We start from the raw sequence: 15299 nt of genomic DNA on the forward strand, positions 1-15299 counted from the left end.
ACGACTCACCTGCCGTATTGCCTACCGTTCATCGGTCAAGAAGAGATCGATGAGGTTGTCGCCGTGCTCCAATCTGGCTGGCTCACCACGGGCGCCCGCGTTCAACAATTCGAACGCGAGTTCGCCGATTATGTAAACGCCCCTCATGCCGTCGCCGTCAACTCCTGCACTGCTGCTATGCACGTCGTCTTGGCCGCATGGGGCATTGGGCCGGGAGACGAGGTTATCACAACTCCGATCACCTTTTGCGCCACGATCGAAGCGATCGAATACGTCGGCGCGACGCCGGTATTGGTCGATATAGACCCTCAAACTGGCAACATCGACCCCAATCTGATCGAAAGGGCTATTACGCCTAATACCAAGGTCGTTATTCCCGTCCATTTGGCCGGTCTGCCGTGCGACATGGACGAAATAATGGCTCTTGCCGACGGACACGGCCTCAAAGTTATGGAAGACGCCGCGCACGCCGTCGGCGCGGAGTACAAAGGTCGAAAGATCGGCAATATCTCCCACGCGACCGCCTTCAGCTTCTACGCCACCAAAAATCTCTCGACCGGCGAGGGCGGCATGATAACGACGCACGACGAAGCATTGGCCGCAAAGTGCCGACAGCTGGCGCTGCACGGCATCAGTCGAGACGCCTGGAAGCGCTACACGGCTGCAGGCTCCTGGTTCTATCAGGTCGAGACGCTTGGCTACAAGTACAATATGCCCGACCTGTTGGCCGCGCTCGGTATTTGGCAATTGCGAAAGTTGGACGCTATGAACGAACGCCGCCGCCAGATCGCCGATCAATACCATCGAGCCTTTGCCGAGATGCCCTTTATCGATCTGTTCCCGCGCCACATGCCGACCGACCGCACTCATCCTTGGCACCTCTATATCGCGCTGATCAAGGAGCGACGAGACGAGTTTGCGGAGGCGATGAAGAATCGCAACATCGGCATCAGCGTCCACTTTATCCCGATCCATTACCACCCCCACTACGAGCGTTACGGTTGGCAGCGCGGCGACTATCCTCATGCCGAAGCCTACTTCGCCCAAGCGCTCTCGCTGCCGCTCTATCCCGGCATGACCGATGACGACATCGAAGACGTGATCGCCGCCGTGTGGCAGGTCGGCCAGGAGTTGGCATAGTGCTGAACAACCTGATCAAGAGGACGCTGGACGTTGCATTGTCAACCCTTGGGATCGTGGTTCTCTCGCCTTTCTTCCTTTTGATCAGCCTTGGCGTGAAACTGACTTCGCCTGGTCCGATCTTTTATGGACACGCTCGAGTAGGTCGTTTTGGCAAGCCCTTCAAGGCGCTCAAGTTTCGCACGATGGTGAACGATGCGGATAAGATCGGCGGCCCGGTTACTATCGCTAAAGATCCGCGCATCACGCGCTTTGGACAGTTCTTGCGCACGACCAAACTGGACGAACTGCCTCAGTTATGGAACGTGCTGATTGGCGAGATGAGCCTGGTCGGTCCGCGACCAGAGGTCGAGCAGTTCGTGGACAAATATCCCGATGAGGCGCGCCGAGCGATCCTCAGCGTGCGGCCTGGCATCACCGGTCTGACCCAGATCGAACTTCGATACGAGGCCGAGGTGCTGGCAAACGAAGAAGACCCCGAAGAGTTTTATGAGCGCGCGCTGTTGCCCAGAAAAATCGCGTCCGACCTTCGATACATCGAGAATCGCTCGCTACTGATGGATCTGTCGCTGCTCTTTAGAACGTTTGGTGCAATCTTCAGTCGTCCGCCGGATTCGGCGCGCTCGGCTCCGATCCATAAGACAGCGCTGACGACTCCGCCGGCGGCGCCTCCAAGTGAGACGCATCGTTAAACAACAGCAGCGTTCGGCGCTGGGCGCCTATTTCAATAATCGAGATCGCCCCGTTGTCCGATCGTAGGCCGTAATAAAGCGGCAATCCTCCGCCTAAAAGTTGCGCCGCACAAGCCCGCACGCTGCCCCCATGTCCGACCCAGATCGCATCGCGTCGCAGGTCCTGGCTTTCGATAAACCGCTCTATTCGCGCCCAAAAGGCCTCGACCGTTTCTGCGCTACTGGGCCTTTGGGTCGGATCCGCAGAGTAACGCGCATACTCGTCCGGAAACCGAATCTTGATCTCTTCGCGGCTCAAACCCTCCCAATCGCCCCACTGCATCTCGCGCAGGCGAGAATCAGAAACCGGCTCAGCGCCCAGCGCGATCCCGATCGCTTCGGCTGTGCGCCATGCGCGCGCCAAATCGCTGGAGACAAGTTGAGAACCTTTCGCGATCCGCGCTAACCGGCGCGCTACGGCATCAGCCTGAGCCAAACCCGTAGAATCGAGCGGCTCATCGAGCCAGCCCTGAATGCGGCCAACGACGTTGGCGTTCGTCTGGCCGTGTCGAACGAGGAAAATGCGCGCCAATCAGTTACCGGTCATGCCGGCGGCCTGAGGCATCACGGGCATTCGTCCGGCCGCCTGAGTCACCTCGGGCAAGGCATTGCCCAGAGCGCCGACGATCTGCTGCCGGGCGCTGTCCACCTCGGCCGGCGTTACGGTCGGCAACGGCGCAGGCATCCGATTATTGCCCACATACCAGATGATCCCAGTGAAGATCACACCGGCGGCGATTATTCCCCAAAAGACGGCGTCAATGTTGTTCTGCATGTTCGAGGTCCCTCAATACTTATTATAGCCCAAAGTTCGGCGCGGCTTTCCCCTCTCCTGCATTGTGTCAAAATGGCCGCCATGAAAGAGGTTCAAATCGCCTCGCGCCGCATTCACGAAGGGCGGGTGATTAACTTGCGCGTGGACGAGGTGGAACTGAGCGACGGCCGCCGAGCCGTGCGCGAAGTGATCGAACATCCCGGGGCCGTGGTCATCGCGCCGATTCTTGACGACCGAACCGTGGTGATGGTGCGGCAATACCGCTACCCGACGGGCAAGACGCTATTGGAACTGCCCGCCGGATCGCTGTCCGCGGGCGAGCCGCCCGACGACTGCGCCCAAAGAGAACTGGCCGAGGAGACCGGCTATCGCGCAGGCCGTATGGAGCGACTGGGACAGTTCTACTCTGCGCCCGGATTTTGCAGCGAACTACTGGTCGCCTACCTCGCTATGGATCTGTCGCCTCACGCGGCCCAAGGCGACGAGGACGAGGTCATCGAAGTGGAGAGGGTCGATCTAAACGGTCTGATCGAACACATCCGCAAAGGCGAAATAGAAGACGCCAAGAGCATCGCTTGCCTTTGGCTGGCTTTGGAGCGGTTGAGGTAAGATTGAAGCCAGAAATGGGCAAGATTCCGCGCGTAGTGGTGGCAAAAGTCGGCCTGGACGGGCACGATCGCGGCGCAAAGGTGGTGGCACGGGCGCTGCGCGACGCCGGCTTCGAGGTGATCTATACCGGCCTCCAGCGCACGCCCGAAGAGGTGGTCGATGTCGCCATCCAAGAAGACGCGGACATGATCGCGGTCTCTATGCTCTCCGGCGCGCACATGACCTTGCTGCCCAAAATCGCGCAACTGCTGAAGGACAAAGACGCCGAGGATATCGCGCTGGTGGCGGGCGGCACCATCCCCAACGACGATGCCGAGGAACTGAAGCGCATGGGCGTGCGCGCTGTCTTTGCTCCCGGCACGCTGACGGACGTGTTCGTATTGGAACTGAAGGCGATTTTGGGAGTTTAGGCGCCCATTCGTCCAAAGCATTGAGAAGGGTAGAATAACGTTGTGAAGCTAATACTGGCCATCTTCCTAGTGTTGTCTCAACTTTCTGACGGTGGGTTTCGAACAGTCAACGTGGTGCACACCACTCGCGTCACTATTCCTGACGGAGCCACGGAAGTGCGGATTTGGCACGCAAAACCATTGCACCGTCCATGGATGCTTGCCGGCGTCCAGCACGTTCGCGATATCCGGCTGACCCCAAGCACGGGTTAGCTTGAACCCTGGAAGAACGGCGAAGCATGGACGTGGGAAGCAAAAGCGAACGGCAGGCGCGAACTCGTTTTTATTAGTTCGTTCGCACTGTCGACTTCAGACCGGAGGCTACCAAGCGGGCCAGGACCTGTTTGGAGCGAATTGCAGGAAAAAACAGTCGTCGAAATGGTTTCGAAGAAGCCGCTGCCTGAAGGAGCCAAGGCTGAAGTCGAGGAAATTGTCAAACTCTTGAAGGCAAGCTCCCCTCGCATCGACGAAGCCATCGCTCAGATGGGCGAGTGGCTTATGGCCCCCCCTTGGGCCTATGACGGGAAAGCCAATTACAAGTTCAACGATTTAGTCAGTTTCCTGAAGTATAAGCGCGGGTGGTGCGGGCATTTTCAAACTCTGTTTCTAGCGGTTTGCCAGGCTGCCGGCATTCCAGCGCGGCCCATTCACGGATTTGCCCTTTACAACAAGAAGGGAGAGCTCTTTCAGGGATTTACCGATTACAATAGACACGGATGGGTCGAGGTCTATCTTCCTAACAAGGGCTGGGTGGAAGTAGAACCTCGTTCAAAAGATCCATTCCGCATCCCTTGGCAGTACGTAGCTACTCCAGAATCTTTACAGAGTTGCCAAGTCCAGGTCAAGATTGGGGACCAGTGGACGTCTCACCTTGGCTACGTGGACACCGTTGTAACGAGGCCATAATGGGCATTGTTAGCCCCGCCTGACGCGTCTCCAAAGGTATACTCAGCATAGGGTGATACTATGGCCAAGAACGGCAATTCCGATACCAATAAATCGACCTGGCTGACCAAGGTCGGCCTGGCAGAAATGCTCAAAGGCGGCGTCATTATGGACGTGGTGGACGCCGAACAGGCCGCCATCGCCGAAGAAGCCGGAGCCGCCGCCGTCATGGCGCTGGAGCGCGTGCCGGCCGACATCCGGCGAGACGGCGGCGTAGCACGCATGTCCGACCCCCAGATGATTGTCGAGATCAAGCGCGCGGTTTCCATCCCCGTGATGGCCAAGTGCCGCATTGGGCACTTTGTAGAGGCCGAGATTCTTCAAGCGCTGGAGATCGACTTTGTGGACGAGAGCGAGGTGCTGACCCCGGCGGACGAGGAGCACCACGTCGATAAGCACGCCTTTCGCGTACCGTTCGTCTGCGGCGCTCGAAACTTGGGCGAAGCGCTTCGACGCATCGGCGAGGGCGCAGCTATGATCCGCACCAAAGGCGAAGCGGGTACCGGCGACGTGGTAGAGGCCGTGCGACACATGCGGACGATCATGCGCGAGATACGGCGCATTCACTCCGCCCGAGCGGACGAGCTGATGACGATCGCCAAAGACCTGCAGGCGCCCTACGAACTGGTCAAACTGGTGCGCGAGACCGGTCGTCTGCCCGTGCCGAACTTCTCGGCGGGCGGCATCGCGACGCCTGCCGACGCCGCACTGATGATGCGGTTGGGCGCCGAGGCCGTCTTTGTCGGTTCGGGCATTTTCAAGTCCGAAAATCCTAAGGCGCGCGCCAAAGCGATCGTCGATGCAGTAACCTATTATCAAGACCCGGTCGTGCTGGCAGAGGTCAGCCGCGGATTGGGGCAGCCGATGGTCAGCCGAGAGGCGTCCAAGCTGGCGCAAGAAGAGACCTTGGCCGGGCGTGGCTGGTAGGTTTGGCGTCCTTGCGCTTCAGGGCGATTTTGCCAAGCATATCGAGACGCTGACGAGCCTGGGAGCGCAGGCAATTGAGGTTCGCCGCCCCTCCGACTTGGACGACCTGGAGGGGCTGATCATCCCGGGCGGCGAGAGCACCGTGATGGGCAAACTGATGGCGCGATACGGCATCGATGAGGCCCTCCATCGTCGGGCGGAACAGGGGATGAGAGTATTGGGCACCTGTGCTGGGCTGATTCTGCTGGCCAAACGCATCGAGGAGTCCGACCAACCGCGGTTGGGGCTGTTGGACGTTACCGTGCGCCGCAACGCCTATGGCCGACAGATCGAGAGCTTTGAGGCGATGGTCGATGTTGCGCCGCTAAAGGCGCGAGTGAAAGGCGTCTTTATACGAGCCCCGATCATCACCGAGGCAGGCGCGGAGGCCGAGCCGATCGCTACGTTGGACGGAGCCATCGTCGGCGCGAGGCAAGGCGCTATCACGGGCATCGCGTTTCACCCTGAATTGACCGATGACCGGCGATTCCACAAATGGTGGGTCAGAGGCTGAACCCTTCGCCAGGAACAAAAAGCATCTCTTTCGTCAAGCCGTTCGCCTCGATTTTGTAAACGCCTTTCGGCAGAGACGTTCGCATTCGACCGCACGCGCCAAAAGCATCGAAGCCGTCTGAAGGCGCATCGTACTGTCGCAGCATCAGGCCGCTTGCCGGATCATAGAAGCGTATCTTGATGCCCTTGCCCCCGCTGCCAGAGACCGACCAAGGCGTAAAGTCGGCCGGCACATCGAGGCGCACCCACTGCGCCATGCTCGGGATGATCTTGCCGTCCGACATTCGCTTGACGTTCACAAACAGCATGTACCAGCCGGGCGGCGCCGTGTTCGGGCTCCAGGGCATGGTTGCCTCGATCTTCGCCTGTTGCGGCGATTGGCTGGTTATCTCGAACTTGCAACGCACCAATCGTTGCTCAAAGTTCACGGCATGGGTCGATGAGCCTGGCCGCATCAAGGCAATAGAAGAAACCTCGAACTTCTCGCCCAGCGGCCCTGGCAGGCCGACGCTCATCACGATCGTCTCGCCATAATCCAATGGATCGGTGCGGCTGATGGACTGAATGGTCGGTCGCGGCTCTGGCTGGCCGCCGTCTTTAAGCAAATAGGGCGGGTCAAAGAGAGTTGGAAATCGATTGACCACAGTGCAGGAGTCGGAGCCGGGGGCTTTCATTTCGGTGCCGCTGGACAACACTCGACCGTCCGGCAGCAACAGCGCCGAGGAGTGGTGGCCGCGCGCGCCGTCCTTGGTCAGATAGCCCCGGTCGCACTGCGTCTCGCTACCGCTACAGAATATATTGCACCCATCGCGATCCAGTTCGTCCATTCGCGCCGCCGGTCTAAAAGAGCCGTTCGATGCGCCCGACGCTGGAGGCGTGTAAAGCCAAGTGTCGAACAAGATATTGTCGCGGCTCCATTGGCAGCTTCCAAAGTAGCTCCGGTTCAGTCCGCCCAGGATGTAAATCTCACCGGTGGGCAACAGCACGCCGTCTGCGTCGAGCCTTGGCCCTGGCAGATCGAAAACGCGCCGATGCGGCGTATCGCCTTGGCTGAAGTCGAGAATCTCCGCCGTATCGGTGCTGACGATCGTGCACTGGTCGTATCCACCAAAGCACAGGATCTGATTGAGCGCCTGTTCTTGCGGAGTCTGCGGGTTCAGAACGGGATTAGGCAACAGCGCGGCGCTCCCCCAAATTCGCACCTTGCGCTGAGCGTTTCCCAACGGCGTCCGCCTTGTCCATCCGCCGCTCAGATTGTACGGATCGAGCGTATAGACCGGCTCGCGCTGCCCGGCGTAGACGATCCGAGCAAACTCGTCCTGGCCGTTAAAGCGCGAGGTGAGGAACACCCACGGATAGCCGTCGCCTAGAAAGCGCCGCTGATCTTCGGGATGCCACCAGTTCCCCACGCACGATTCGGCGCGCAACGGATAGGCGATGTACCGATTGGTCGCGGCGTCATAGAGTTCGTAGGTCGAGGTGAATCGAAACGCGCCCGTACAGTTTTGCGTGCTGTGGTTGTCGATCGTGCCGCCCACCACCAGCACATTGCCGTCCGGCATGGCCAGCGCGCTGGGATAGCGCCGCGCCTCATTGGTCAGCACGGGCACTGTCTCGGGATCGTTCGAGTTATAGGGCAAGCCATTGCGGGTCAACAATCGCCACGGACTGGCCAGTGCGCTGGTCGGCGGCACAAAGGGATCGAACCGCGCCGGATCAAAAAGATAGGTCGAGCGCAAACCGTCCGAGGCAAAATTCAAATCCGCTCGAAACCAACAGCCCCCCACAACGAAGAGGCGTCCGTCCGGCAGGCGAACGTGGCCGCCGGTGTGGATGTTTGCGTCGATGGTCGGTTGACCTTCGCCCGGCAAGCCCGGCTGGGGATCGCGATTGTGTCGGACGAAGCCTCTCCGGCCCCGCTCTGTCTGATCGAAAGGATTCCAGAGCAGGGTTGGAGAGTAGCCGGTACGGAGGTTTGAGTTAGAAAAGTTTTGAGTTCCCGCGCCCCAAAAGACGACCCAGTTGGTGTGCAAAAGCGCAGAATCGATGCCAAAAGTCTGACGAAAGTCCGTACTGATCCCGTGCGGCGAGGTCTCGTCGTACCACGGTGCGGCGGTAAAGCCCGGCGCGTTGTTATAGTCCGTACGCCAGCGCAAGGGCTGGCCGGCATCGCTGTTGACAAAGCTCCAACGGCCCAACTGCCCCTCTTGCTGAGCCTGAGCCACAGCGCACCAGACGGCAATCAGCGCGACCCATCGTCTCATCATGCTTATTATAAGGCCCGGAACCGCGCCCTGGGTTCCCGCTATTCGTCGCTAAAGTCGTGCTTGGTTACCTGGATCGGCCAGTGGTTCCGAGTGGGCGTCAGATAGAACATGTCCGAGTTTCGCCAAAGCATGGGCATGTTCTCCTGCCACTTTGTAATCGCCTCTTCGGCTTTTTCCTGCCATGCGGCAATTGTCGGGTAACCCGCCGCGCGCAATACAGAGCCGTTCAAACTGTGATCCCAGACGATAATCCTTCTCTTCTCTGCGCGAGCTTTCTCCATCAAACGCTCTATCATCGCTAACGGGTCTTCCTCGCGATGCGGCATGTAGAGTTCGGCCGTCGGATTGTAATAGAGCGACCAGAAGGCCGGCTTTAAGTTCGAGACGATGATGTCGTTCGGTCTGGAATCGCCCTTCATCGCGATCACCAGGTCTCGCTCCGGATCCCACTTTTTGTCCGTCAGCGTCGCCCCTTTCTGCAGGCTGAACAGTATCAGGACGATAGACAGCGGCGCCAAACCCATCCCAAACTGCGCCTGATTCTCCTCAGTAAACTGTGCCAGCCAGATGCCTGCCAAAAGCGTCAGATGGAGGATCAGCCAATAGAACAGACCCAAAGTAGCGCCTTGCCAAACGATGACCAGGGGCAGAAGGAGCAGAAACGAAATGCCCAGAGCCTTGAAGGTCGGCGGCCATCCGCGGCTCAATCGCTGTTGTTCTCGACCGCGAATTGCAAAGAGCATCACCAAAGGAACCCAAACGACGATCAGAAACATGCCTTTCAGCAACTTGTTCAAATTGCCTGAGGCATGATATTGGAAGATGTCCTGTGAGCGCAACATGTCCGGTCCCAGCGGCAAGATCGCGTTGATCGAACGCTCCAACATCGTAATCGGCGCGGCAATGCTAAGAGGAGACATGGTCGGGCTCTCGTTCGCTTCGGTCGCCAATATCCAATCGACAAAGCCAGGCTTGCCCTGAGGCCCGCCCGCGAACAGGGCAAAACTCCCGCCGTAGATCAGAAGCGTTAGGCCGAGAAGCGAAGCCCAGTACGATCCCATGCCCGCCGCTTGCCGGCCGGCCAACAGTCGCCCAATGACGATGGCGGGCACGATCATCAGCATGTGCAGCCCCGTCATCAGCCCGGCGATAAGCCCTAGAGAGGAAGCGTTAGGCTCTTTCTGTCGGAACAACTTGCCGACGGCGCCCCAAAAGATCACGACCAGCAAGCCGTTTACCATAAACTGGCCGCCCATCGTCGCAGCGCACAGCGTCGCATTGGCCCCCATAAAGAACAGCAACAGAACAACGTTTCCGCGAGACAATCCCCATTGAGACATCCACTTATACAGCAACAACAGGGTCAGCGTAAAGCAAACCGCCGCGATCATGCGCATCGCATCGAGCGGCTCCATGCCGCCCAACGGGATCGAAAAGAGCTTGTAAAGCAAGGCGAGCGGCGCCATCCCTAACGGATGCCAGCCGTGGAAGAACCACTCGTCGGAGCGATCGAAGAACCGGAGCGCAGAGATCGCGTCCCGAAGTTCGTCTTGATCGATGTAAAAGGATCGAATCGCGTAATAAAGCAGTCCAAAAATGATGGAAAGGAGCCAGACGCCGATCGGGGCGTCCCAAATTCGCTTTTTGAGCATACGCGAACTATTTTCGGCTAAGCGGGGCGAATCCCTGCAAGAACTACCAGGCTTTGCGGGGCCTAGCGCCCAGGTATACTACTCGCGGGACTGCGCAACGGCGGTTCTCCAATCGATACAAGCAAGGTATGTCTTCCACTAACCTTCCTAATCAGACCGGCGATGCGTCGTCCGACCTGGCCGAGTTGTTGGAGATTCTGCCTATCCAGATAAGGCAGTCTCTGCAGACCGAACCCCAGATCGACGACCTGTTGGAGGTTGTGCTCGACCTGGGCCGCGTGCCCGAGGCGCGATTTGTCGGTCGCGTCGTCCGGTGGGAAGAGGCGATTGTCGAAGAGCACGACATCAAGTACGTCGTGGAGCGAATCGGCGAGTTCGGCAAAGACAATCGAGCCGGCATTCCCCGCACGCTGCATCGCATTTCGGCCATACGCAATCGGCACGATCGCATCATCGGCCTTACGTGCCGAGTGGGACGCGCCGTCTATGGCACCATCGACATTATCCGCGACTTAGTCGAAAGCGGACACAGCATTTTAATGCTGGGGCGCCCCGGTATCGGCAAGACGACCAAACTGAGAGAAATGGCGCGCGTGCTGGCCGACGAGTTCGACAAGCGGGTCATCATCGTCGATACCTCGAACGAGATCGCGGGGGATGGCGACATCCCTCATCCGGGCATCGGGCGCGCGCGCCGGATGCAGGTGCCCGAGCCCAATTTGCAGCACAACGTGATGATCGAGGCGGTCGAAAATCACATGCCCGAGGTGATCGTGATCGACGAGATCGGCACCGAACTCGAGACCTACGCCGCCCGCACTATCGCAGAGCGCGGCGTGCAACTGATCGGCACCGCCCACGGCACGAGCCTGGAGAATCTGCTTCAGAATCCAACCCTCTCCGACCTGGTCGGCGGGATTGGCACCGTAACGCTTTCGGACGAAGAAGCGCGCCGCCGCGGCACTCAAAAGACCGTCCAGGAGCGCAAAGCCCCGCCCACTTTTGACGTGCTGATCGAGATTCTCGACTTCGAAAAGTTGGCCGCGCATTTAGACGTAGCCCAAACCGTCGATCGGATTTTGCGCGGCATCCCGCCACGGCCCGAAATCCGAGTGCGCACCGAGACCGGCGAGATCGAGATTCTTCAAAAGAGCGATGGCAGGTCCCGTCCGTTGCGAGAGGACGAACCGCTGGACCGCGTAGACGAACCGCCGATCGAATTCTTGCCTCCTAAGCGGAAACCAAACGACCCGGTGCGAATATTCCCATACGGCGTCAGCCGCAGTCGGTTGGAAAAAGCGCTCAGAGACCTCCGCATTCCGTCCTACATTGTGCGCGAGCCGAGAGAGGCCGATGTGGTCGTCGCTATCAAATCCACCTTTCAGCGCCGCCCGCCCAAGGTGCGCGATGCAATTTCCAAGCACATCCCGATCGTGGTCGTCCGAAGCAACACTTATGCCCAGATCGCAGCCGCCCTGCGAGACATCCAACCGAACGGCGCCGCCGACGCGGAAGAGCGCGCGCTGAACGAAGCCGAGCTAGGCATCGAACAGGTGATGAACACCGCCCAACCGCTCGAACTGAGCCCGCAGAACAGTTATCTCCGACGCCTTCAGCATCAGTTGATCGAAAAGTACAGGCTGCTGTCCGAGAGCATCGGCGACGAACCGCAGCGCCGAGTGCGCATCCTGCCCATCTATTCGGACGAGCCGTTGGACGGTTAGACGTGCGCTTCGTCTCGTTCGAGGGGGTCGAAGGCTCCGGCAAAACCTCGCTCAGCATTTGGCTGGTCGAGCAGCTTCAAAATCGAGGAGACGAGGCCCATTGGACGCGAGAACCGGGAGGCGGCGACCCCGACATCCGCCAACGGCTGCTCGACATCGCCCATCTAGACGACGAGACCGAACTGAAGCTCTTTCTGGAAGACCGCCGCTTGCATGTGCAAAACAAGATCGGGCCTTGGCTCAAGTCGGGCGCTTGGGTCGTCTGCGACCGATTTGCCGACTCGACCGTCGCCTATCAAGGCTATGCGCGAGGCAAGTCTCCGCAACTCTTGCGCAAACTGAACGCAGAGGCGACCGGAGGTTTGATGCCGACCGTTACCTTTCTGATCGATCTGCCCGCAGGCATCGGCCTTCGCCGACAATCCGAGCGCAATCGGTTCGAACTAGAAAGCGCGGCCTTTCACGAAAGGGTCCGAACCGGCTACCTGACAGAAGCCGCCCTCGCGCCCGACCGATTTGTTCTCCTAAACGGCTGTCTCGACCCGGAAGCGCTCCAAAAGCAGGTATGGACGGTTATCGCGCAGAAATGGAGCCTACGATGAAACTGTTGATGGCCATCGTGCACAGCAAGGATCGCAACCGCGTTACGGGCGCGCTGCTGACCAATCAGTTCAAGTTCACCCAAATCGGAAGCTCGGGCGGATTTTTGCGCGAAGGCAACGCCACCTACCTGATCGGCCTCGAAGACGACCAAGTGGACGAAGCGCTAAAGATCATCGATGAGAATTGCCGCACGCGCGAACAGTACGTCAACGTGCTGCCTCCCGACGCCTCGCCTTTGGGAAGTTTTTATCCGACTCCGGTTAAAGTGCAAGTGGGCGGCGCGGTGGTCTTTGTGATCGATGTCGAGAGGTCCGAACGGTTTTGAAGAGCATCATAGGCCACGCCGCCATTGTCGACCAACTGCTTAGTTCGCTTGCGGGCGAATCGCCCCCCAGCGCGCTGATGCTGGCAGGCGACGAAAGTCTAGGCAAGTACACGCTCGCACTCACCTATGCCGGAGCTTGGCTCTGCCTGTCCAATGTCAAACCGTGCTATGAGTGCGAATCGTGCGCTAAGCTTTTCGGAACGGGCGAAACGCCACTGCCGCGAAACCTGCAGTTCGCGCTGACCGACGGCCCTACCAATCATCCCGACGTGCTCATCGTCGCCCCATCGCCCGATCAGATCAAAATCGAACAAACCCGCAACGCCCGGCAATGGGCCTCGTTTCACGCCGTCATGGGGCGCGGGCGCTTCATCATCATCAAGCGAGCTCAAATGATGAACCTATCCGCCGCCAACGCCTTGCTGAAGACGCTGGAGGAGCCGCCACCGGGATACACGTTTTTGCTGACAGCCGATTCGACCGACGGCATGCTGCCCACCATTCTATCGCGCTGCCGAATCATTCGGCTGGGACCCTTGACCGCGAACGAGATCGCCAACGGCCTGACCGCTTTAATCGGGACCGATCCAGAGCGAGCCATGAGACTCGGCTCGCTGGCTCGGGGCCGCGTTGGCAGGGCTATCCGATGGGCGATTTCTGACGAAAGCCCTTCGCTTTCGGCCATGGAAGAGCTGGATCAGATCGTGATGGAGGGTCTTTCGGGCCGACCGATCGGCGCGTTGCTTCGGGCCGAACGATTTCGGGCCGCCTGCGCCGGATTCGAAGCCGAAACGGGCGGAAGCCGACAGGCGATCGCGCGAGGGTTCGAGTTCGTCGCCGAGCGATTGCGCGACGCCTTGGAAGAGCGACTGATCGAAGGCAGGCACGAGGGCGCCGACCGGCTTAAACGATTGATCGCCGAGGCCATGGCGGCCAAAGCAGCCGCGCTGGGCAATGCCAACGCTCAGATCAGTTCCGAACGTCTCTTTGTCGAAATGGCGCTCGCCCGATAGCCACCACCCGTTGCGATGACTTCTGGACTTATCCACAACCTGTGCAGGAGATTCGTCCGCCCTCGTAGAACTTTTAGGTAGAATCCCATCATGTCGTTCGTGCGCTCGATTCGGCTTGGAGGAAGAGAGATCAACCTGAAAGAGACGGTCCTTGAAGCGTTGGGCAAGCCCGCGCCCGTCGATTGGCAGCTCCAAAGACAACTTCTGGCGGAGTTCTATCAGGACTTTGAACGGCTCTCCGATCTGATTTGCGATGCCGCCCGATGTGGCAACGGCGAACCCTTCCAAGCCGCCTATTCGGAAGTTCGGGCCGACCTAATGCATCAATTTCCGGCCATTCAGCCTTATCTGATCGCCCACATCGATTGCGATCCGACCGATGTTGAGATCGGCATGCAGTTTGCCGGGCGCCCGACCGACGCCGTGGAGGCGCTCTTTGCGCCCGAAAACTTGCAAGACGTGATCGATTCGGACGGAGGAGGCCTGATGAACCGCCTGATCCGTGCACGAAGCGGCCTGTTTCGATATGGCGACCACCTTCGATCTTTGACCGATGATTGAGAAGATCCAGTCGATTTGGAACGCAAGCTACGGCGAGTTGTTTCCGATCGACGAACGCCTCATCCGCCGCAATCTCTTAGAGTGCGAGGCGCCCGTCGATTGGGTTCAAGCTGACGGTTGCCTCGCTCTGTTGCGCCGTCCAAAGCCGTTGTGGCCGGAGCTTGACCAAAACACGTGCTGGATTGCGGCCTTTGCCGGCGATGCGGCGGCATTGGCGGCTGTAATCGATCAGGCGCGGGCACAGGGGTACAAGAAGCTTTCGTTCGGCGCCGACCCGTTTCACCTGTGGCCGGGCGTTCCGAAGGAGTATTCCGAGCTGATCCGGCTTTTGGAAGACCACGGATTTGAGATGGGAGGCGAGGCCTTCGACCTGAGCGCCGACCTGGGTCAGATCGCCTTGCCCAGCGTCGATCTGCCTTCTGGCTATCGTATTGCGATGCTGGACGAGCCGTCGCAGCTTCTTGACTTTTTAAGCACAGAATTCCCCGGCCGATGGCATTACGACACGGCCAATCGCCTGAAGCAAGAGACGTACGGCCTTGTGCTGTTATGGCGAGGCGATCGGGTGGTCGGTTTCAGTCATATCTTTGACGAGACGAGCGCCGACCTTGGTGGCAGCGTCTTTTGGCGGGCGGCGATGGGCCGGCATTGGGGCGGCTTGGGGCCGATCGGCATCGGTAAGAGCGAGCGCGGCAAGGGCTTGGGCATGGCGCTGCTTATTGGCGCGCTGAGGGTTCTTCAATCGCACGGCGCGCGCCAATGCGTTATCGATTGGACGGATCTGGCGAACTTCTACGGCAAACTGGGCTTCAAGCCCTGGCGCACCTATCTCAGGGCATGGAAGGCGCTATAAGAATGAGATTCCACTCAGAACTCCTTTCCGCTTTCGCTCCCTGAACAGGTCGCAGTTTGCCAGTTCAGGGTTGAGATTCGTACTCAAAATTGTGCTACATTCTCGCAAAAGGCCGTTTGCTGACGGTGCATCATCGTATACGCTAGATCCTCCGCACCCGTCGTTTGGTGCGG

The 15299-nt window shown here is 59.2% G+C and carries 17 protein-coding genes; 13 read left to right on the forward strand and 4 right to left on the reverse strand.

From position 1 onward, the window contains the following. The first annotated feature begins 9 nt into the window (after nucleotides 1–9). Together HUU60_10595 and HUU60_10600 are read left to right on the forward strand one after the other, a co-directional pair. Nucleotides 10–1140, forward strand: a complete 1131-nt coding sequence (locus tag HUU60_10595; protein NUL83156.1) for a DegT/DnrJ/EryC1/StrS family aminotransferase — start codon at nucleotides 10–12, stop codon at nucleotides 1138–1140. A 2-nt stretch (nucleotides 1141–1142) separates the two neighbouring features. Next, nucleotides 1143–1832, forward strand: a complete 690-nt coding sequence (locus HUU60_10600; protein ID NUL83157.1) for a sugar transferase — start codon at nucleotides 1143–1145, stop codon at nucleotides 1830–1832. Here HUU60_10600 and HUU60_10605 read toward each other — a convergent pair. Both HUU60_10605 and HUU60_10610 read right to left on the reverse strand, forming a co-directional pair. Continuing rightward, nucleotides 1738–2403 carry a histidine phosphatase family protein gene (locus tag HUU60_10605; GenBank protein ID NUL83158.1) on the reverse strand — a complete coding sequence of 222 codons (666 nt, stop codon included), beginning with the start codon at nucleotides 2401–2403 and terminating at the stop codon, nucleotides 1738–1740. The two genes, HUU60_10600 and HUU60_10605, sit on opposite strands and share 95 nt — an antisense overlap. Then, complete coding sequence (locus HUU60_10610) at nucleotides 2404–2646, reverse strand: hypothetical protein (protein ID NUL83159.1); 243 nt, start codon at nucleotides 2644–2646, stop codon at nucleotides 2404–2406. A gap of 72 nt (nucleotides 2647–2718) precedes the next feature. On the opposite strand from HUU60_10610, the gene HUU60_10615 reads away from it, so the two are divergent. The 5 genes from HUU60_10615 to pdxT all read left to right on the forward strand — a co-directional run bounded on the left by HUU60_10615 (nucleotide 2719) and on the right by pdxT (nucleotide 6129). Then, complete coding sequence (locus HUU60_10615; protein ID NUL83160.1) at nucleotides 2719–3255, forward strand: NUDIX hydrolase; 537 nt, start codon at nucleotides 2719–2721, stop codon at nucleotides 3253–3255. 14 nt (nucleotides 3256–3269) lie between these two features. Beyond that, nucleotides 3270–3665 (forward strand): cobalamin B12-binding domain-containing protein, encoded by a 396-nt coding sequence (locus HUU60_10620; GenBank protein NUL83161.1) that lies wholly within the window; start codon nucleotides 3270–3272, stop codon nucleotides 3663–3665. Nucleotides 3666–4082: 417 nt separating this feature from the next. Further along, nucleotides 4083–4610 carry a transglutaminase domain-containing protein gene (locus HUU60_10625; GenBank protein NUL83162.1) on the forward strand — a complete coding sequence of 176 codons (528 nt, stop codon included), beginning with the start codon at nucleotides 4083–4085 and terminating at the stop codon, nucleotides 4608–4610. 60 nt (nucleotides 4611–4670) lie between these two features. Continuing rightward, nucleotides 4671–5576 carry a pyridoxal 5'-phosphate synthase lyase subunit PdxS gene (gene pdxS / locus HUU60_10630; protein ID NUL83163.1) on the forward strand — a complete coding sequence of 302 codons (906 nt, stop codon included), beginning with the start codon at nucleotides 4671–4673 and terminating at the stop codon, nucleotides 5574–5576. Further along, nucleotides 5566–6129, forward strand: coding sequence for a pyridoxal 5'-phosphate synthase glutaminase subunit PdxT (gene pdxT, locus HUU60_10635; protein ID NUL83164.1), 564 nt, complete (start codon nucleotides 5566–5568; stop codon nucleotides 6127–6129). Before pdxS ends, pdxT begins: the two co-directional genes overlap by 11 nt. Here the strand turns inward: pdxT and HUU60_10640 are convergent. Then, entirely contained in the window at nucleotides 6119–8395 is a 2277-nt protein-coding gene (locus HUU60_10640; protein NUL83165.1) for a DUF1929 domain-containing protein, read from the reverse strand. The two genes, pdxT and HUU60_10640, sit on opposite strands and share 11 nt — an antisense overlap. A 38-nt stretch (nucleotides 8396–8433) precedes the next feature. Further along, complete coding sequence (locus HUU60_10645) at nucleotides 8434–10047, reverse strand: hypothetical protein (protein NUL83166.1); 1614 nt, start codon at nucleotides 10045–10047, stop codon at nucleotides 8434–8436. Between the two features lie 128 nt (nucleotides 10048–10175). On the opposite strand from HUU60_10645, the gene HUU60_10650 reads away from it, so the two are divergent. The 6 genes from HUU60_10650 (at nucleotide 10176) to HUU60_10675 (ending at nucleotide 15126) form a co-directional block, all read left to right on the forward strand. Further along, a complete protein-coding gene (locus HUU60_10650; GenBank protein ID NUL83167.1) occupies nucleotides 10176–11771 on the forward strand; it encodes a hypothetical protein in 1596 nt (531 codons plus the stop codon). A 2-nt stretch (nucleotides 11772–11773) separates the two neighbouring features. Then, nucleotides 11774–12373 (forward strand): dTMP kinase, encoded by a 600-nt coding sequence (gene tmk, locus HUU60_10655; protein ID NUL83168.1) that lies wholly within the window; start codon nucleotides 11774–11776, stop codon nucleotides 12371–12373. Next, nucleotides 12370–12699, forward strand: coding sequence for a cyclic-di-AMP receptor (locus tag HUU60_10660; protein NUL83169.1), 330 nt, complete (start codon nucleotides 12370–12372; stop codon nucleotides 12697–12699). The genes tmk and HUU60_10660 overlap by 4 nt, the downstream gene beginning before the upstream one ends. Further along, a complete protein-coding gene (locus tag HUU60_10665; protein NUL83170.1) occupies nucleotides 12696–13712 on the forward strand; it encodes a hypothetical protein in 1017 nt (338 codons plus the stop codon). Before HUU60_10660 ends, HUU60_10665 begins: the two co-directional genes overlap by 4 nt. Nucleotides 13713–13802: 90 nt before the next feature. Then, nucleotides 13803–14273: a hypothetical protein gene (locus HUU60_10670; GenBank protein ID NUL83171.1), complete on the forward strand. Its 471-nt coding sequence runs from the start codon at nucleotides 13803–13805 to the stop codon at nucleotides 14271–14273. Next, entirely contained in the window at nucleotides 14266–15126 is an 861-nt protein-coding gene (locus HUU60_10675; GenBank protein NUL83172.1) for a GNAT family N-acetyltransferase, read from the forward strand. The genes HUU60_10670 and HUU60_10675 overlap by 8 nt, the downstream gene beginning before the upstream one ends. Nucleotides 15127–15299 lie beyond the last annotated feature (173 nt).

It is taken from the genome of Armatimonadota bacterium (assembly GCA_013359125.1).
GTDB lineage: Bacteria > Armatimonadota > Fimbriimonadia > Fimbriimonadales > GBS-DC > JABWCR01.

Bases quoted from the DNA above. Each gene is read 5' to 3' on its own strand.
- HUU60_10670 (NUL83171.1), top strand. From the start codon at position 13,803: ATGTCGTTCGTGCGCTCGATTCGGCTTGGAGGAAGAGAGATCAACCTG.
- HUU60_10675 (NUL83172.1), top strand. From the start codon at position 14,266: ATGATTGAGAAGATCCAGTCGATTTGGAACGCAAGCTACGGCGAGTTG.
- HUU60_10625 (NUL83162.1), top strand. From the start codon at position 4,083: ATGGTTTCGAAGAAGCCGCTGCCTGAAGGAGCCAAGGCTGAAGTCGAG.
- HUU60_10660 (NUL83169.1), top strand. From the start codon at position 12,370: ATGAAACTGTTGATGGCCATCGTGCACAGCAAGGATCGCAACCGCGTT.
- HUU60_10640 (NUL83165.1), bottom strand. From the start codon at position 8,395: ATGATGAGACGATGGGTCGCGCTGATTGCCGTCTGGTGCGCTGTGGCT.
- pdxS (NUL83163.1), top strand. From the start codon at position 4,671: ATGGCCAAGAACGGCAATTCCGATACCAATAAATCGACCTGGCTGACC.
- HUU60_10645 (NUL83166.1), bottom strand. From the start codon at position 10,047: ATGCTCAAAAAGCGAATTTGGGACGCCCCGATCGGCGTCTGGCTCCTT.
- HUU60_10615 (NUL83160.1), top strand. From the start codon at position 2,719: ATGGCCGCCATGAAAGAGGTTCAAATCGCCTCGCGCCGCATTCACGAA.
- HUU60_10610 (NUL83159.1), bottom strand. From the start codon at position 2,646: ATGCAGAACAACATTGACGCCGTCTTTTGGGGAATAATCGCCGCCGGT.
- HUU60_10620 (NUL83161.1), top strand. From the start codon at position 3,270: ATGGGCAAGATTCCGCGCGTAGTGGTGGCAAAAGTCGGCCTGGACGGG.
- HUU60_10650 (NUL83167.1), top strand. From the start codon at position 10,176: ATGTCTTCCACTAACCTTCCTAATCAGACCGGCGATGCGTCGTCCGAC.